Raw genomic sequence first — 18,655 nt, forward strand, 5'->3', positions numbered from 1 at the left:
GTATCTACAAGAGTTTGCTTACCAGTGTAGAAAGGGTGAGAGGCGCTAGAAACTTCAATACGAACTAGCGGATATTCGTTACCGTCTAGAGTAATGGTTTCGCCAGAAGTTTTTTCAATTGTCGAACGAGTTAGGAAAGTCTCACCAGTAGAGATATCTTGGAAAACGACTTCCTTATATTCTGGATGAATGTCTGCTTTCATGATGACGGTCCATTAATTGTTTAATTTTCAAAAGAAAATGCATTATATTGATTAATTACTGAAATGCAAGTCTTTTTCTAAAACACATTGACAAATAATTAGCGTTTCATCGCATCGAACAGGTCGGCATTGGTTTTGCTGACTTTCATCTGATCGATCAAGGTTTCGATCGCTTCGATTTCGTTCATCGATTGCAGGAAGCGACGCAATACCCAGATATTCTGCAGTTCATCTTGATCCATCAGCAGCTCTTCTTTACGCGTACCGGACTTGGTCAGGTTGATCGCAGGGAAGGTGCGTTTCTCGGCAATACTGCGAGAAAGATGCAGTTCCATGTTACCGGTCCCCTTGAACTCTTCGAAAATGACCTCGTCCATTTTCGATCCGGTTTCGACCAATGCAGTGGCGATAATCGTCAAAGAACCACCTTCTTCGATATTACGCGCGGCACCGAAGAAACGCTTCGGACGGTGCAGGGCGTTGGCGTCGACACCACCGGAAAGAATTTTGCCGGAAGCCGGGGTAACCGTATTGTAAGCACGTGCCAAACGGGTAATCGAATCCAGCAAGATGACGACATCGGTTTTGTGTTCGGTCAGGCGCTTGGCTTTTTCGATGACCATCTCCGCTACCTGAACATGGCGCGCAGCCGGTTCGTCGAAGGTCGAGGAAATAACTTCTCCTTTAACGGTGCGTTCCATTTCGGTTACTTCTTCCGGACGCTCGTCGATCAATAGCACGATCAGATAGCTGTCAGGGTAGTTTTCGGCAATGGACTGCGCCATCTGCTGCAGAATCACGGTTTTACCGGATTTCGGCGGCGCGACGATCAATCCACGCTGCCCTTTACCGAAAGGTGCAGCGATATCGATGATACGTGGAGTAATATCTTCGGTAGATCCGTTACCGATCTCCATGCGCAAACGCTCGTTGGCGTGCAGGGGAGTCAGGTTTTCGAAGGCGATCTTTTTACGCGCAATGTCCGGGTCTTCAAAGTTGATTTTTTCGACTTTCAACAGCGCGAAGTAACGTTCGCCTTCTTTCGGAGGGCGGATTTTACCTTGGATGGTATCCCCTTTGCGCAGTCCGAAGCGGCGGATCTGGCTTGGTGAAACATAAAGGTCGTCGGGACCTGCCAAATAGGAACCGTCGCCGGATCTTAGAAAGCCAAACCCATCAGGCAGAATCTCCAACACGCCTTCGCCGTAGATATCTTCACCTTGCTTGGAGTGTTCCTTCAAAATGGCAAAGATGATGTCTTGTTTGCGTAAGCGAGCGAGGTTTTCTAAACCCATTCCGGCGGCTAAATCTAACAGTTTGGCGGCGGATTGTTTTTTTAAATCAAGTAAATGCATAATCGTTTTGTACGTATTAAATTGGATTGTAGAGGGCTTGGCTTTGAAAAGAAGCGACTAATTTTTAATTTGGAAAAGACAAGGTGATGATTCCCGGGCGTTAGTTTGGTGAGCCCGGGAAAGAGGGATTTATAGGTTACCGTCTAAGAAAGCGTTTAGTTGAGACTTAGAAAGAGCGCCTACTTGAGTTGCATCGACTTCACCGTTTTTGAACAACATCAGAGTCGGGATGCCGCGGACACCGTATTTAGGCGGAGTAGACGGGTTTTCATCGATGTTTAGTTTGGCAACTTTGACACGACCGTCGTATTCGCCTGCGATCTCGTCAAGGATCGGGGCGATCATTTTACATGGTCCGCACCATTCCGCCCAGAAGTCTACTAGAACCGGAATATCAGACTGTAAAACTTCAGTTTCAAAGTTTGCATCGCTGGTTGAAATCATGATTTCTCCTACTCTTATTGTTTTGTACACGAATACACCCGAACCTAAATTGGTTTGCTGATGTCAGCTAAAAGGATTTAATTAGGATGGGGAGATCTCGTATGGAACTATTTTTGAATTTGGTGCCGAATTTTAGCTGCTTTTGACAGTTTTCAATCCGTTTTTGGGTCTATAACCAAAAGAATGTTGTTAATTATTACATTATTGCATTTTAAATAGCAAGCCCTGGCAATATTAAATTTTGCTTCTTGTTCATGATCTTAAATCACACTTGAATTCGGCAACTTAATATTGCAATCCCCTTGAAAGGCGACAAATAAGCACTGAATTATCGTAGGATAATATGCATTCAAAAAGTATGAATCAAATATGACAAATTTTAAGATGATGCGAGTCGAGCATAGTCGCGTCAGCAGGACAGATTTTTAGATGGATATCTCCTTTATATTAAACGATTTAAATGATGCGCAGCGCGAGGCGGTGACCTTGGATGACACCCATGCATTGATTCTGGCCGGAGCCGGGAGCGGAAAAACCCGGGTACTGGTGCACCGAATCGCCTGGCTGACGCAGGTCATGGGTCTCTCTTCCTACAATATTCTTGCGGTGACTTTTACCAACAAAGCCGCCAATGAAATGCGCGGCCGTGTCGAAGCGATGATCGGTCAGAGCGCCAATGGTATTACCCTGGGAACTTTCCACGGTATCGCCTACCGTCTGTTGCGCCAGCACTATCGAGAAGCCAAGTTGCCGCAGGACTTTCAGGTTTTGGATTCGGACGATCAGAAACGTTTGATCAAACGTCTGTTGAAAAGTATGGAACTTGACGAAGCACAATGGCCGCACAAGCAGGTGCAGGCTTTTATTAATGGTGAAAAAGAAGAAGGTCGCCGTCCGCATCATATTGATGTCGGTCATAATCCGTTCGTTGCCAAGATGGTGGAAATCTATCAGGCATATGAAGAACAGTGCCAGAGGTCCGGTTTGGTGGATTTCTCCGAACTGTTATTGCGAGCGCATGAATTGTGGCTCAAACAACCGATGGTACTGGCGCACTATCAGAGCCGTTTCAAACATATTCTGGTGGATGAGTTTCAAGATACCAACAGTTTGCAGTACGCTTGGCTAAGAGTTTTGGCCGGGGCGGCTGGAAAGCTGTTTGTCGTCGGGGATGACGATCAGTCAATCTACGGCTGGCGCGGAGCCAAGGTGGAAAATATCCACCAGTTCACTAACGATTTCAGTGGCGTAAAAACCGTGCGCCTGGAGCAGAACTACCGCTCGACCGGTACGATTCTGAAAGCCGCCAACTGCCTGATCGCCAATAACAGCTCGCGTCTGGGCAAGCAGTTGTGGAGTTCAGGTGAAGACGGTCAGCCGATTAAGGTCTATGAGGCTTTTAACGATCTCGACGAAGCGCGTTATGTGGCTCAGCAAATTGAGGTTTGGTGTGAACAGGGCGGCAGTCGCGACGAGATTTCTGTGCTGTATCGATCCAATGCCCAGTCGCGGATGATGGAGCAGGCTTTGATGCAGGCGCAGATTCCGTACCGGGTTTACGGCGGCTTGCGCTTTTACGATCGGGCAGAGATCAAGGATGTACTCGGTTATCTGCGACTGATTTTGAATCGCGAGGATGATGCCGCTTTTGAACGGGTTTATAACCAGCCACCGCGCGGGATCGGTCAGAAAACCGCCGATGCGATCCGTGACCTGGCGCGTTATGAGCAAATTTCCATGTGGCAGGCGGCGCAAAAACTGGTGCAGAACGGTTTGACAGCAAGAGCCAAGACATCGGTGGGGCAATTTCTGAATCTGATTGATTTTTTGGCCCGGGAAACCGGCGATTTAGGTTTGCAGGATCAATTCATTAAAGTCATTTCGGCTTCGGGGTTGCAGGCGCATTTCGAGAAAGACCGCAGTGAACAGGGACAGGGGCGTCTTGAAAACCTGGATGAATTGATCAACGCGGCCAGTCAATTTACTCGTAGTGAAAGTTTGCCGGGAATTCCCAGCGAAGATGCGGAAACATCGCAGGTGGCGGTGACAGACGAAAGCACAACCACGCCTTTGGCGGATTTTCTGGCGCAGGCCGCACTGGAAGCCGGCGAACAGCAAGCGGACGCCTGGGAGTCCTGTGTGCAGTTGATGACATTGCATTCGGCGAAAGGTCTCGAGTTCCCGTTGGTGTTTATGGTTGGAGTTGAAGAGGGACTTTTCCCGTCGCAACAGTCTTTGGAAGATCCATCGCGTTTGGAAGAAGAGCGTCGTCTGGCGTATGTCGGTATTACCCGTGCCGAAAAACAGCTGGTGATTACTTTTGCCAACCGCCGCCGTTTGCACGGTTCGGAGTTTTATCCGATGCCCTCGCGCTTTATTAAGGAGTTGCCGGAAGATTGTCTGCAATATGTGCGTATGTCCGGTTCGGTTCAACCGACCTTGGGCGGCCCGATGGAATCGAGTTTACGACAGGTATTTGCCGAGCAGAACTTCAGCGGTTTCAATATCGGCGAGCGGGTGTTTCATCAGAAATTCGGCGAAGGTCTGGTGTTGAGTACCGAAGGCAGCGGGGATCATGCGCGTATTCAAGTCAACTTCACTCATGCAGGAAGCAAGTGGCTGGTAGCGGCTTACGCCAATCTGGAAAAACGGGGGTAAGCCATGCCGCAGCGGATGAATCCGGAATTACTGCGAGTCGACGAGTTGTTTGCCGAGGGTATGTCTTCCCCGGTCAGTCTGATGGTCCGCAGTCAGCAGGTGTGGATGCTCTCAGGCATTTCCGGTACCGGTAAATCACGGTTTCTGAAAGCTCTGGCGGATTTGATCGTTCATCAAGGCTCAGCCAGTTTGCAAGGCCGATCGATGAATAGTATTTCGGCAGATAAATGGCGGCGGAAGGTCATGTATTTTTCGGCGGAAACCGCCTGGTGGAGCGATAAAGTAGCGGCGCATTTTGAGCAATTACCCGCTGAGGAAGTGATTCGTCGACTCGGATTGCAGCCATCGATTCTACAGTCGAATCCGGACGATCTGTCCAGTGGCGAGAAACAACGTCTGGCATTATTGCGCGGTTTGCAATATCAGCCGCAGGTATTGCTGCTGGATGAGGTGACCGCCAATCTGGATCATCAGAGTACCCTGAAAGTTGAAGGCTTATTGCAGGATTATCTGCAGGATTTGCCGCAGCAGTGCGCTATTTTGTGGATTTCCCACTCTCCGCAACAGATCGAACGCATGATGAGTCTCGGATGCCATTTGGAATTTAATCCGCCGTCGACAGCGGCAGGAGAAAGCAAATGATTTTAATCAGTTATTGGGATCTGGCCACGCTATCGGTTCTGGTGATGATTTTAGGCGTTCTGCTGTGGCTAAACGGCTTTGATCGCGTCAAGCAGTTCTGGTGGGCCAATCTGAGAATGGTGCTGCAACTGTTGCTGATGGGTGTGTGGTTGAGCTGGGTGTTTTACGCCGATCACTGGATATGGATGGCGCTGGTCGCAGTGGTGATGCTCTCCGCCGCCGGCTATGAAATCACCAAACGCCAGCAGTATCGCTTTACTCGCTGGAGTGGTTTGATGATCGGTATTTTATCTCTGTCATTTACCGCCCTTTTGCTGCTGGTCGGGGTTTTGACTCTGGTTATCCAGCCTGATCCGTGGTATCAGCCGCAATATGCTATCCCTTTGCTGGGCATGTTGCTCGGCAACAGTATGACGGCGATCGGCTTGGGATTGGACAATATGACGCGTAATTCGGTGCAGTTGAAAGCCAAGATTGAAGCACAGTTGGCCTTGGGCTTTAATGCCAGACAATCGATGGAATTCATTAAGCAGCAGAGTCTGCACGCGGCGATGATTCCGATACTGAATATGCTGGTTGCCGCCGGAATTATTTCTCTTCCGGGAATGATGACCGGACAGATTCTGGCTGGCGCCGACCCGATGGAAGCGGTTAAATATCAGATTATGGTGATGCTGCTGATCGCAAGTTCCACCAGTTTGGGGACGCTGATTGCTGTGCATTTAACGTTAAAGAGACTGTTTGACGAGCGTTTGCGTCTCGACTTGCAGCAACTTTCTAAGAGGTAAAGGTTTAATGGGTTGGTCTGCTTGGGCTTTGGATCATATCGGCTGGGTAGCCGGTGGTACTTTGGCGATCAGTTTTGCTCTGCATTTTGTTGTCGTTTGGCTGTTTAAATCGTCGGTTAGACCGAAAGACGAGATGTAAACGATGATGCGAATTCAAAGTCGTCTTTCCAATTTTATGCGGATAGTTTTACTGGGTTGGCTGCTGTTATCGATTCAATCCGTGCAGGCGGGTGACTGGAAAACGGAAAGCCTTCAGGTAACCGACGCCGAAATTCCCCTGCAAATTCTGCCCGCTTCAACAGCAACTCGCGCCCGAATGGTATGGCTGCCTTCCGAATACGGGATTTTGTCGCAGGAGAGGGTGCTGGCCGAGCACCTGAGCGAGATGGGTGTCGAGAGTTGGATGGCGGATTTTTACGAGGCATTATTTGCTGCGCCGACACCGTCCTCTCTCGAACAGATTCCCGCAACATGGATAAAAACCTTGATCGATAAATCGCTTGAAGACGGTGTTCCGGTATGGATTCTTGCGCCGAATCGTGCCGCCAAATTGGCATTAGACGGTTTGGTTTTACGCTCTCAAGAGGGAGTAACGTCTACCCCGGGCGTTATTCTGCTGAATCCGAATCTCTATGTGCAAACGCCACAGCCGGGCGAAGCCGCCGTTTACTGGTCGCAAGTCGATGCCGCCAATTTAAGCGTAACCGTGTTGCAGTCAGAACTGTCTCCATGGCGCTGGCGCCTGACAGAATTGGCGCAACATTTCGCCAACGGCGGCAGTGATGTCTTCTTGCAAATGCTGCCGAAGGTGCGAGACCGTTTCTATTTTCGGCCGGATGCCATGCCGATCGAGCAACGGGCGGCTTCGCATCTAGCGCAAACGATCACCAGAGCGATGTATCTGCAGTTGCCGTATTTGAGCAAAGCGCGTCCCTTGTTGAATTCTGCGGCTCTGGAAGCGAAAACCGAAGTTCAGGCGGATAAAAAGAGCCTGGACCTTCAGCCGTATAAAGGACGGCAGTCTCTGGCACTGAGTCTTTTTGATCTTGAAGGCAACCAGCATGATCTGAAAGCTTTGCAGGGTAAAGTCGTTTTGGTTAACTTCTGGGCGAGCTGGTGTCCGCCGTGCGTACATGAGATGCCGTCAATGGCGGATTTGAAGCGTCGCTATCGGGACGCCGATTTTGAAATTCTGGCGGTCAATCTTGGTGAAGAAGCCGAAGCGATTGATCAGTTCAGAGCGCAGCATCCGGTGAATTTCCCGATTTTACTGGACCAAGACGGCATCGCGGTCAAAGAATGGAGAATTTTCGCTTATCCGAGTTCCTATGTGGTCGATAAAAACGGCCGGATTCGCTATGCGCTGTTCGGTGCCACCGACTGGATGCAACAAGATACCTTGCAGAAGATCGGTGCTTTGCTGGATGAGAAGAGGTAATTTTGCCGGCTAGCTGTTTCCGGATGAGAATATTGTTGTCGGTTTACGAAAATTAACCGGCAGTTTGATTATAATCAAGCTATGCAGCTTTCTATCACTCAGTCCCGACTCCGTCAAAGATACTCGCTTGGTAAATTCTATTTACCGAGAGCGTGGTGGTTATTTGTTTTTTCGCTGTTTTTATTTGCGCAGTCAGCGTCGGTCGTTCATGCCGAAATTCATCCCTTTCATGAACATTCGGTTTATTGCGACGCCTTTGATCAGGCGGCTGAACCGCGTATTGATACGCCATTCTTTCAGTTTGAACTACCGACGGCGGAAACTCCGTCTTTCAAACCTGTCTTCTATCATTTAGCTCCCCAAGAAGTTGCTTATCGTAACTACTCGGTGCGGGCACCTCCATCCTTGAACGTTTCCAGATAATTTATATGATCGGCCACGCCCAAATGTCTTTGCAGGCGCTTGAGTGTTTTGCCGTGTCGACTAACTTTTGAGCGATTCAGGAAAATTATGAAATTAAATCGATTGACGCTGGCGATCATACTTGCCAGCGGTACGCCCGCTCTTGTGCAGGCAAATGAAGAAACGACCGTTTTGAGCGATATTACGGTTTCCGCCTCCCCGATTCATGAACACGATGCTTTTGACGTTCCGTCGCAAACCGATGCGATTGCCGGAGATGAGAAGCAAGCTTTGGATAGCGGTTCCTTAGGTGAAATTCTCGACCAGATTCCGGGGGTGAATAATTTAAGTGCAGGAGCCCAGTCGGGTAAACCGGTTATTCGCGGTATGACCGGTGAGCGCGTCAAGGTTCTATCGAATGGTGCGAGTACCGACTATCAGTCGTACGGGACGCGTCACCTGCCGAATGTTGATCCGTTTCTGGCTGACCGAATTGAGGTTATTCGCGGTCCGCAGAGTGTGTTATACGGTTCGGAAGCACTGGGTGGGGTGGTTAACGTACTCTCTGCTCCTATGCCGTTTGATCGAAAACCGTTCGGTGAAGTGGATTTTTCGCATAACAGCAATAACAGTGAAAATCATGTCGGAGTCAAGGTCGGAGCCGGTTCTCCGGAATTTGCCATCAGCGGTGGCATTAGCATCCGCGAAGGCGATAATTTTGAAGTGCCGACGGTAGACACCGCTTCCAGCCCGACGCCGAGCTCACCGGCGGATGATCGTCCATTGTTTGTCGGAAAAGTGCCGAACACCAATTTTGAAAACCGTGCCGGAAATATCGGATTGGGCTGGCAACAGGATTGGGGTCAGGTGACTTTCCGGCACAGTGTCTGGGAAGCAAAACAGAACTATCTGGGCATTGCCGCCGCTTCGGCGGTCAGCGATTTCGAACCGGTTGCGACCGGACAGATTCTCTCCAATCAGGAGACACAGCTTAGTGCGGAAATCTATGCCGGTGACTGGGTGTTAAAACCTTCCTGGGTCTATACGGTCAATGAGCGTGAGGCGTCACACGACATGCCTTACGAAACCATGCTGCAGGAGAAAGGAACGCCGGAATATTTGCAATTGCGTGTGAAGCGCAACGATTGGAAACTGGCTGCCGAACATCCGAAAATCGGCGATTTCGAAGGGGAGATTGGTGTCGAGTTTACCGATAAGGAACAACGCCTGCTTTCCGGACACCTGACGCCGAGCGCGGATGTCGATAAACAAGCGATTTATCTGTTTGAAGAGGCGGATTACGATAAGTGGCTGGTACAGTTCGGCGCCCGTTACGACTGGCATCATGTGAATGCGCCTTTGGACGGAAACAACGAACATTTCGTTGATGCGGGCATTTACGATGCGAGCAATAACGATCGCCGCTTCGATGTCTGGTCCGGCTCTTTGGGGGCGACCTATAGTTTCGATTCGCGTTGGAGTCTGGCCGGGAATATTGCACGCGGATTCCGTGCTCCGAGCATTTTTGAACTGTATGCCGGCGGTGAGCATGGCGGGGTTCAAGCCTATCAGATCGGTAACCCTGATCTGGAAGCAGAGACGGCGCTGAATACCGACGTCTCTTTGCGCTGGGACGGCGAGAACACGCGAATGGTTGCGACTGTTTACCAGAATTGGGTTGAAAACTATATCTATCTGGCCAACACCGGGAATTACCGTTGTAGCGAATCCGGGCAGGATAGCGGAGCTTGTACCGAGAATCAAACCAGCACTGTGCCGCAGGCAGGGATGATTCCTGAAATGCAGGCGCAGCAGACCGATGCGGTGATTCACGGTTTTGAATTCAGTCTAGATCATAACTGGAACGAACATTGGCAGTCGGGTCTGGCGTTTGAATGGATTCAAGGACGCGACGAGAAGCAATCGCGAGACCTGCCGCTGATTCCTGCCAACAACCTGTTTATCAAAAACAGCTATCTGGCCGGTAATTGGGGTGTTCTCACTCAACAGAAATGGACGTTGGAAACCAAACTGGTTGCCGACAAGGATTCGGCCGGTGCTTACGAGCCGTTCTCGCAGTTTGACGACATGTCTATCGGCCGCGCTTCGACGGATGCTTATGCTCTGTGGAATCTGCGCTATTCCACCCAAATTCGCGCTGATCAAAACTACAAGCTGACCTTGAATATGGCGGTAGAGAATATGTTCGATACCGCTTATGTCGACTTCCTGGATACTTACAAAGGTTACACTTTGGGGCAGGGACGAAACTTTAAGCTTAATGTGAACATGAAATTCTAATTTCAGCTTGTTTATGCATCTGGATTTTCAGACAGCCCCGTTTCTGCTTCGGCAGAGCGGGGTTTTTTATTGCCTTTTTGGCAGTTTACAATGCATGAAAAAGGATGTTTAAAAGCGAGTTCAGCGGCGGGTAATGAGATAGCCGCCGACAAGTATCGGAATCATACCGAGAATCTGCGATAGAGTCGGCACATCGTTTAAAACCAGATAAGCCAGTCCCATTGTCATTAGAGGTGAAAAAGCAAAGAGCGCGTTAACCTTGGTGATCGGCAATAGATGAATCGCTTCAACCCATAAGATCTTGGCGATCGACAGAGTGGTAAAGCCGGTTAGAAACAGCCACAGAAACTGTGACTGGATTTCCTGCCAGCTTGGTGACGGTTCGAGCCATACAGCCAATAAATAGACAAAAGGCAGAGACACTACGGAACGTACCAGTAAAACGGTTTCGCTGGAGACACGGGCACGGGCTTTTTTCTGATAGAAGTTGGCGATCGGTGCGATCATTGCCGCCAGCAGCACCAGTAAATCGCCGAATTGCAGCTTCATCTCGCCGCGGAATAGCACCAGTAAAGCCCCAAAGGTCATGAAGATTGCTCCAATCAGATGCAGCCGGTTGAGTTTTTCCTGCTCTTTGCGCCCAAGAAAGAGATAGCTGAAAAGGATTTGCAGAAAAAGCAGTATGGCAACATTGGTGGCACTGGTATAGGCCAGTCCGACAAAGGTCAACGCAAACAGACTGGTGATAAACAGGCTGGTCATCGCCAGGTCGAACCAGGCTTCGTGAACCAGGATTTGTTTGACATTTCCGCGAATGATCCACCAGATCCCCAGACTGGCGCTGGCAACGATCAAACTATAGAAATAACTGTGTAATCCGCCTAAGACAGCCACGCTAAAAGAGGCGAAGATCGGAAACCAGCCCTCAAGAAAGGTCAGGCTTAAAGCGTATATTTCGCCTTTTCTTTGTGGGTTGGATGTCATTCAGGGAGTCCTGGAGCAAGCGGTGAATCGAGTGTTGAATCAAAGACGAATTATAAAGAAGAATGCCGGTGTTTTTTGCACTATTCAGCCAGACAAATAGGTATCATTATTTACAGGTAAAACCCTTGAAAAAAGGTGGATTCGCCCTTATGTTACCGGCAATTACTGAATCAACGAACGGATCATACATTTCATGAGTAAAGATTACTATGCAATATTAGGGGTTTCAAGGGCAGCCAGCGATGCGGAAATTAAAAAAGCCTATCGTAAAATGGCAGCTAAGTATCATCCCGACAAACCAACCGGGAATGAGGCAAAGTTTAAGGAAATCAGCGAAGCTTACGAGACTTTAAGTGATGCCGAGAAGCGCGCGATGTACGACCAATTCGGCTCCGATTACGAGCAGCGAGCTGGAGGCTTCGGTGGTGGTTTCGGAACGGGTGGCTTTAATGCCGACGATCTAGGCGATATATTCGGTTCCATGTTCGGGGGCGGCGGTGCTCAGGGCTTTGGCGGCTTCGGACAGCAGGGTGGTTTCCAGCAACGTCAGGCACGCCCGCAAAAAGGTGAAGATCAGATCGTGAAGGTGATGCTGACCTTGGAAGAAGCGATTGAAGGAACCGAACGCGTGATTAACGTTATGAGCGGCAACAGTCGTTCCGCCAGTCATAGTTACGATACCAAACCGATTAAAGTGCGTATTCCGGCCGGTGTTCTGCAAGATCAGAAAATTCGCGTTAAGGAAAAAGGCTTTGACGGTTTTAACGGCGGACCGGCCGGCGATGTGATTATCGAAGTGAATCTGCAGAAACATCCGCATTACCGGGTAGAGGGTAAAGACGTTTATATCGATTTGCCGATTACTCCGTGGGAAGCGGCGCTTGGCGCAAAGGTCGAGATTCCGACTTTAAAAGGCAAAATTAAAATGGCACTTGCTGCTGGCACTCAGTCTGGAGCTAAATTGCGTATCAAAGAGCGTGGATTGGGCAAGGAACCGGGGAATCAATATGTGATTGTGCAGATCTACACCCCTCCTGCGGAGACGGATAGCGATCGAGAGTTTTACGAAGCCATGGCGCAGAGTTTTAATTTCTCTCCGCGAGAGGGCTTTTAAATAAAGAACAAAACTGAAAGCGGCTGAAATGGCCGCTTTTTGTTATCGATTGTCGTTAATTGCTCGGTAAAGTTCGCTTTGCCGGGTCTTAAGAGTGAAAAAGTTTGTTAGCGAGCGCTTTTTGCTTAAAATGGGCCAGTTGTCTTGAAATGAAAACAGAGAGAAGTATATGAAACGTAGAGATTTTATTGGTGCGATTGCCGGTGCCACGGCAGCAACTGCTTTGAGTGCATGTGGTAAAGACGAGGCGCAAACAGGTGCAGCAGCCCCGGCCGCTCCGCAGAAGACCTATGAGTGGAAAATGGTCACAACCTGGCCGAAGAATTTTCCCGGATTGGGAACCGGCGCCAATAACATCGCACGTTTAATTACCGAAATGTCCGGTGGGCGGATCAAGGTTAAAGTTTACGGTGCCGGCGAACTGGTCGGAGCTTTTGAAGTATTCGATGCGGTTTCGCAAGGGAATGCGCAGCTGGGGCACGCCGGTGCCTACTATTGGACGGGTAAGATTCCTTCGGCGGCATTTTTCTCGTCGGTACCTTTCGGTTTGACTGCCCAGGAGATGAACTCCTGGTTGTATTACGGCGGCGGTATGGAATTGTGGGAAGAGGCCTATAAGCCTTTTGGCCTGATTCCGAATCCGGGCGGCAACTCCGGTACTCAAATGGGAGGCTGGTTTAATAAAGAGATCAATTCGGTTGCCGACCTGAAAGGTTTGAAAATGCGCATGCCAGGGCTTGGCGGCGAAGTGCTGAAACGTGCCGGCGGTATTCCTGTAACGCTTCCGGGCGGAGAAATCTTCCCGTCTCTACAATCGGGTGCGATCGATGCGACCGAATGGGTTGGACCCTATAATGATTTGGCTTTCGGTCTCTACAAGGCCGCAAAATACTACTACACTCCAGGATGGCACGAGCCGGGAACCGTTATGGAGTGCATGATCAACGAAAAGGCGTTTAATGAATTGCCTGCCGATCTGCAAAGCATTGTCCGTAATGCGATTAAGGTGGCTAATGCAGATATGCTGGCCGAGTATACTGCGCGTAACCAGCAAGCTCTGCAAACTCTGATCAACAAGCATCACGTTGAATTACGTTACTTCCCGGATGAGGTTTTGAAAGAGTTGAAGACGATTTCTCAGCAAGTCGTTGAGGAACAGTCGAATGCGGATGCTCTATCGGCTAAGGTGTGGGCGTCGCAGAAAGCCTTTAGAGATCAGGTTGCGAAATGGACTGAAGTATCCGAATTGGCTTATTTGAAAGCTCGTGATCTGTGACCGACAAGAATATAGACAAGAGATAGGCGAGATATAAAATTTCGCTTTAATAAATGTTCTAACAAAAAATAAGCCCCTTAACGGGGCTTATTTTTTAGACGTTTTTTAGGCTTAGCCTAGCAGGCCGCCTAGAAGTCCGTTGTCGGAAACCAGAATGGCCAATATTCCACCGTCAGAAGAAGCAGTGCTGTTTCCATTATCAGCAGTACCGCCACCAAGAAGGCCTCCAAGCAAGCCGTTGTCACCTAGAAGTCCATCCAGTAGACCGCCAACCAAACCGTCAGGTCCAAGGAGTTCATCCAATGCTAAAGGCATTCCACTACCAGTGCTGTCTCCACCGCCTAGAAGGTCTCCAACGATAGGCAAGCTGCCCAATAGTCCACCAACCAGTCCGTCAGGTCCCAGCAGGCCACCAAGCAATCCGCCGTCGGTGCTCAGTAGTGAACCAACGATTGGCAATCCGCCTTCACCACCGGTCAAGCCGCCAAGAAGTCCTCCGACCAGTCCGTCAGGTCCCAGCAGGCCACCAAGTAATCCGCCGTCAGTGCTCAGTAGTGAACCAACGATCGGCAATCCGCCTTCACCACCGGTCAAGCCGCCAAGAAGTCCTCCGACCAGTCCGTCAGGTCCCAGCAGGCCACCAAGTAATCCGCCGTCGGTGCTCAGTAGTGAACCAACGATCGGCAATCCACCTTCACCGCCGGTCAAGCCGCCAAGAAGTCCTCCGACCAGTCCGTCAGGTCCAAGTAGGCCACCAAGTAATCCGCCGTCGGTGCTTAGTAGTGAACCAACGATCGGCAAACCGCTTTCACCGCCGCCTAGAAGACCACCAAGTAGGCCGCCTTCGCCGCCCAAAAGATCTCCGACAATCGGAAGCCCGCCACCGGTTCCACCAAGCAGTCCTCCCAGAAGACCATTTTCACCAACTAGAAGCTCTACGACCTGGGTAAGCAATCCATTCGGGCCGATTAGAGCGTCAACCAGGTCTCCGACAACAGGAAGTCCGCTGTTTCCACCGCCTAGAAGGCCACCAAGCAAACCGCCATCACCACCCAGCAGGCCTCCGACAATTGGAAGTCCGCCACTGCTTCCGCCAAGCAAGCCGCTCAGTGGACCGGTTTCTCCAACCAAAAGCGCCACGACGCCGGTAAGCAAACCTTCCGGGCCGATCAAGGTATCAACCAGGCCGCCGACGACTGGCAAATCACCAGTTCCTGTATGCAGTAGTGAACCGACGAGCGGTAAGTCGCCTGTACCGATGCTTAGCAGGTCTCCTGTGCTGGTACTTAGCAGTGAACCGACGATCGGCAAGCCGCCTTCACCGCCAAGTAATCCACCAACTAAACCGCTGTCGCCAAGCAGACCGTCTAAAAGGCCGCCGACAATTGGCAGGCTGCTTGTATCAGTACCGGATGGGTAGGATGTTAATAATGCCATTTTTGTTTCTCCGTATTGTTTTAAGGAGGGTCTTTCGATTCCCTGCTTTTAAGTCCTCTTGGGGCTGTTTATTTTAAGTAGGAAATAATGCCCTCTTGTTTTGAGTTTTCAATATTACTGAAGTCATAGGAGGAGAACTACTGTACCGTAGTACAGTTTTTGTACTGGGTTTATTCGGATGGATTTGTTCAAAAAATGTATAACTTATTGATATTTAAGTTTATTACCATGAAATTTCGAGAGGTTCGTGTAAGAGGGGCTTAGTTATTAAGATTATTTATGTTTTATTTGAGCGGATAAGTTTATTTATTGGGCTGAGCAAATTAGGCGTTTTCCTGTGAGTGTTCTTTATGGCATAGTATGAGAAAACCTTATTGTCTTCGCGGGAGAACCGGTCATGCAAATCGCCTCATTCAGCTGCAAACTTTACGATCGGCAAATGTTGTGTCGCCATATGCCAATAGAGTGGGAAAACAGTTATTACGACGTGCCGCTTGAGAGAAAAACACTGGCCTACGCCGAGGGTTGTGAGGTGGTGACCGCTTTTGTTAACGATCGTCTCGACGCGGTTGTTCTGGAAGAGCTGGCACAGGGAGGAACCAAATTAATTGCTTTACGCTGTGCCGGCTTTAACCATGTGGATGTTCCGAAAGCAAAAGAGTTGGGCCTGAAGGTTGTGCGCGTACCGGATTATTCGCCCTATGCGGTAGCTGAGCATACGATCGGCTTGATGCTGGCGCTGAATCGACGTCTGTACCGCGCCTATAACCGTATCCGTGAAGGCAATTTTTCGCTTAACGGTATGCTCGGTTTCGATATGCATGGCAAAACGGTTGGAATAATCGGAGCGGGCAAAATCGGTCGTCTGGTCGGAAAGATGCTGAAAGCCTTTGGCTGTAGGATTCTGGTTTACGATCCATATGAATGTATCGGCTGTAAGGATCTGGGACTGGAGCAGGTTCCATTGGACGAGTTATTTGCCGAATCGGATATTATCAGCTTGCACTGTCCATTAACGCAGTCGACCAATCATATTATCAATGCCGAGACGATCGCTAAAATGAAAAAAGGCGTGATGCTGATCAACACCGGCCGTGGCGCTTTGGTGGATACTCAGGCGTTGATCGATGGCCTGAAAACGCGCCAGATCGGTTATTTGGGTATGGACGTCTATGAAAAAGAGGGTGTACTGTTTTTCGAGGACCATTCTTGCGAGATTATCGAAGACGATCAATTCGAACGTCTGGTGACTTTGCCGAATGTTTTGATTACCGGACATCAGGCCTACTTTACCGAGGAAGCTTTGACGCATATCGCGGAAACCACGATTGAAAATATTCGTGCTTATGAGGAAGGGCTGGTGCTGAAGAACGAGGTGCTTTGTGGTTAGATTGAGTGTCTTAGCGGCGCTGGTTTTATTGATCAGCGGTTGCGCCAATATCAATATCGGCCCGTCCTACGATAAGCCACTCAAGGAGCAGGTGGTCGAAGAGGGCGACTCCGACAGCAAAATTCTCCTGTTGCCGATTGAAGGCACTATTAGTGATGTTTCCAAGCCGGGTCTGCTCAGTCAGGCACCGAGTCTGATGGATAAAGTAATGATGCAGCTGAAAAAGGCCGAAGAGGATAAAAGCATCAAAGCAGTGCTGCTGAAGATCAATTCTCCCGGCGGGAGTGTCACTTCAAGCGATATCTTGTACCGTGAATTAATGGCGTTTAAGAAACGAACCGGCAAAAAGATCTTTGTGCAGATGATGGATGTTGCCGCTTCCGGCGGTTATTACATCTCTCTGGCTGCCGATCACATCCAGGCTCATCCGACGACGGTAACCGGTTCGGTTGGTGTCATCACCATGACTCCGGATATTTCCGAGTTGATGAACAAAGTCGGGGTGGAAATGAACGTTTATAAGAGCGGTATCAATAAAGACATTGGTTCGCCGTTCAAGCAACCGAGTAAAGAGGATCGTGAAGTCTTTTCCGGTGTGGTTTCACAGCTGGCACAGCGTTTTTATGCATTGGTTGTCGAACATCGCCACCTCAAGGGTGAGCAGATGGACACCATTAAGACGGCCAGAATTTTCAGCGGTGAAGACGCTGCAAAAATCGGTCTGGTCGATTCGGTCGGTTATTTATCCGATGCTTACAAGAGCGCTTGTCAAAGCTTGGGTGAAAAGTCCTGTCAGGTCATTACTTATCGCTACCGAAAAAACGATAATGCAACGGTCTATTCGCCGAATATGGCGTTAAATGAAGCGCCTCCTCTGGTCAGTCTGCCATTCCAGAGTTATTGGAATCGCTTCCAGTCGGGGTTGTATTACCTGTACCTTCCGTAGTCGACAGCCGTTTCTCAAGGCCTTCGACCAGGCAAGGTTTGGCTTCGCCGGCTTGGAATTGCGCGCGCCTTTGTTGCATTTTATAGGCGTTGTCGACAAACTCCGCCGGTTGCGGCAGCACCCAGTAAAAGACATCGTTACTTTGGCGTTTGTCGCTATCGAGGTCGTTAAAAGGATTGTTTTCGCCGCGTAGCGGAGTGATTACGGCTATTTTCAGGTCTGGACGACGGGCCTGTAAGGCCGCGACGGTGCCAAGACGATCTTCACTGTGAAAGCTGCCGTTAAAATGAATCAGCTGGGTTCCGGTCTCGCTGGCCCGTAAGGCTTTGTCGATCGATTCCGCCATGGTTCGATCTCGTAGCAGCTGGGCCTGGTAGCTGAACTCTTTTCTCTGTTCAGGCAGCTTTCGCATCTTATCCATGAATTCAAAATAGCGCTGCTTGTATTGCGGAAAACGATATTGGTCGTCTTCGGCAACCTGTTGTTTTTGCGTTTCGTTCAAGTGATCGAGATAATCCAGGCCGTAACGTCCGACACAACGCACGGTTTCTCCGGGCGCATTTGCCGCCACGACTTTCAGCAGATTCTGTTTGGCAAATTCGACGAGTGGTCGATAGTCGGCTTTATAGTTCGGCCAGGTCGGAGCCTCATTGACCAGATAAGTTTCACCGATTTCGCCGTCAAGGTAACGGTTGAGGATGGCTTGTTGCTGACGTTCAAACATCTCCATCGAAACGATAATTTCCGGGTTTTGCGAATAGAGTTTTGCCAGCAGTTGGGCTTCCAGAAGGTGGGAGGCCTGGTTGCCGTGAAATTCGCCGAAGAAGATCACATCATAGTCGCGCAGTTGGCGGCCTAAATCATCGAGATTCAGGGGATGCAGGGTTTTACCGCCGGCCAGTCGATAGTCGTATAGCGTCTGTAACCCCTGAATATCGCTGGATTTAACGGCAGCTTTTGGGCTGGGCAGCGTCTGACACGCCGTGCTCAGTAACGCCAGTGTGAGGATCAGCAAGGGCTTGAAAACAGGCGGGCTAGGAGATTTATTCCACCTGCCAGAAACGCTCTGAATTAAGTTTCTGCAATGAAACCTATTAGAGTCATTTAGATATTTAATTAGCACCTTAAGACAATCCTCATTTATGATATAGCGCTAACTTGTTGAGCATCCTACTCTCAAGTCGATTAGGTTATTTAAATATAGCCAGATTCAAGTTAAGTTTATGTATTGCTGAAAACTTGATTCCTATCTAATAGGATCATTATCCTCAGTTCGC

16 protein-coding genes are annotated in these 18,655 nt (G+C 49.5%); 10 read left to right on the top strand and 6 right to left on the bottom strand.

What is annotated here, in order from left to right:
- The 3 genes from H8792_RS10835 to trxA form a co-directional block, all read right to left on the bottom strand.
- A partial coding sequence (locus tag H8792_RS10835) for a type B 50S ribosomal protein L31 (RefSeq protein WP_185978983.1) occupies positions 1–203 on the bottom strand: 203 nt, incomplete at its 3' end.
- 98 nt (positions 204–301) lie between these two features.
- Positions 302–1,558 carry a transcription termination factor Rho gene (gene rho, locus H8792_RS10840; RefSeq protein ID WP_185978984.1) on the bottom strand — a complete coding sequence of 419 codons (1,257 nt, stop codon included), beginning with the start codon at positions 1,556–1,558 and terminating at the stop codon, positions 302–304.
- Between the two features lie 129 nt (positions 1,559–1,687).
- Positions 1,688–2,002 (bottom strand): thioredoxin TrxA, encoded by a 315-nt coding sequence (trxA, locus tag H8792_RS10845; protein WP_185978985.1) that lies wholly within the window; start codon positions 2,000–2,002, stop codon positions 1,688–1,690.
- Positions 2,003–2,431: 429 nt separating this feature from the next.
- On the opposite strand from trxA, the gene uvrD reads away from it, so the two are divergent.
- The 6 genes from uvrD to H8792_RS10870 all read left to right on the top strand — a co-directional run bounded on the left by uvrD (position 2,432) and on the right by H8792_RS10870 (position 10,231).
- Positions 2,432–4,660, top strand: a complete 2,229-nt coding sequence (gene uvrD / locus H8792_RS10850; RefSeq protein WP_185978986.1) for a DNA helicase II — start codon at positions 2,432–2,434, stop codon at positions 4,658–4,660.
- Between the two features lie 3 nt (positions 4,661–4,663).
- Complete coding sequence (locus H8792_RS10855) at positions 4,664–5,302, top strand: ABC transporter ATP-binding protein (RefSeq protein WP_228767091.1); 639 nt, start codon at positions 4,664–4,666, stop codon at positions 5,300–5,302.
- Positions 5,299–6,090, top strand: a complete 792-nt coding sequence (locus H8792_RS10860; protein ID WP_185978987.1) for an ABC transporter permease — start codon at positions 5,299–5,301, stop codon at positions 6,088–6,090. Before H8792_RS10855 ends, H8792_RS10860 begins: the two co-directional genes overlap by 4 nt.
- A 7-nt stretch (positions 6,091–6,097) precedes the next feature.
- Positions 6,098–6,229, top strand: a complete 132-nt coding sequence (locus tag H8792_RS12720; RefSeq protein ID WP_267463335.1) for a hypothetical protein — start codon at positions 6,098–6,100, stop codon at positions 6,227–6,229.
- Positions 6,230–6,232: 3 nt separating this feature from the next.
- The gene (locus tag H8792_RS10865) at positions 6,233–7,528 is read left to right on the top strand and encodes a TlpA disulfide reductase family protein (protein WP_185978988.1); all 1,296 of its coding nucleotides are present in this window, start codon (positions 6,233–6,235) and stop codon (positions 7,526–7,528) included.
- Between the two features lie 510 nt (positions 7,529–8,038).
- Positions 8,039–10,231, top strand: coding sequence for a TonB-dependent receptor (locus H8792_RS10870; RefSeq protein ID WP_185978989.1), 2,193 nt, complete (start codon positions 8,039–8,041; stop codon positions 10,229–10,231).
- 120 nt (positions 10,232–10,351) lie between these two features.
- Here H8792_RS10870 and H8792_RS10875 read toward each other — a convergent pair whose 3' ends face one another.
- Complete coding sequence (locus H8792_RS10875; protein WP_185978990.1) at positions 10,352–11,215, bottom strand: DMT family transporter; 864 nt, start codon at positions 11,213–11,215, stop codon at positions 10,352–10,354.
- Positions 11,216–11,408: 193 nt separating this feature from the next.
- Here H8792_RS10875 and H8792_RS10880 point away from each other — a divergent pair, with 193 nt between their 5' ends.
- Positions 11,409–12,329: a DnaJ C-terminal domain-containing protein gene (locus H8792_RS10880; protein WP_185978991.1), complete on the top strand. Its 921-nt coding sequence runs from the start codon at positions 11,409–11,411 to the stop codon at positions 12,327–12,329.
- A gap of 169 nt (positions 12,330–12,498) precedes the next feature.
- A complete protein-coding gene (locus tag H8792_RS10885; RefSeq protein ID WP_185978992.1) occupies positions 12,499–13,605 on the top strand; it encodes a TRAP transporter substrate-binding protein in 1,107 nt (368 codons plus the stop codon).
- Between the two features lie 111 nt (positions 13,606–13,716).
- On the opposite strand, the gene H8792_RS10890 is transcribed toward H8792_RS10885, so the two are convergent.
- Positions 13,717–15,042 carry a hypothetical protein gene (locus H8792_RS10890; protein ID WP_185978993.1) on the bottom strand — a complete coding sequence of 442 codons (1,326 nt, stop codon included), beginning with the start codon at positions 15,040–15,042 and terminating at the stop codon, positions 13,717–13,719.
- 397 nt (positions 15,043–15,439) lie between these two features.
- Here H8792_RS10890 and H8792_RS10895 point away from each other — a divergent pair, with 397 nt between their 5' ends.
- Together H8792_RS10895 and sppA are read left to right on the top strand one after the other, a co-directional pair.
- Positions 15,440–16,432: a 2-hydroxyacid dehydrogenase gene (locus H8792_RS10895; RefSeq protein ID WP_185978994.1), complete on the top strand. Its 993-nt coding sequence runs from the start codon at positions 15,440–15,442 to the stop codon at positions 16,430–16,432.
- Positions 16,425–17,378: a signal peptide peptidase SppA gene (gene sppA, locus H8792_RS10900; protein ID WP_185978995.1), complete on the top strand. Its 954-nt coding sequence runs from the start codon at positions 16,425–16,427 to the stop codon at positions 17,376–17,378. Before H8792_RS10895 ends, sppA begins: the two co-directional genes overlap by 8 nt.
- Here sppA and H8792_RS10905 read toward each other — a convergent pair.
- Positions 17,311–18,393 carry a ChaN family lipoprotein gene (locus H8792_RS10905; RefSeq protein WP_185978996.1) on the bottom strand — a complete coding sequence of 361 codons (1,083 nt, stop codon included), beginning with the start codon at positions 18,391–18,393 and terminating at the stop codon, positions 17,311–17,313. The two genes, sppA and H8792_RS10905, sit on opposite strands and share 68 nt — an antisense overlap.
- Positions 18,394–18,655 lie beyond the last annotated feature (262 nt).

Source organism: Thiomicrorhabdus heinhorstiae (assembly GCF_013391765.2).
GTDB classification, from domain to species: domain Bacteria; phylum Pseudomonadota; class Gammaproteobacteria; order Thiomicrospirales; family Thiomicrospiraceae; genus Thiomicrorhabdus; species Thiomicrorhabdus heinhorstiae.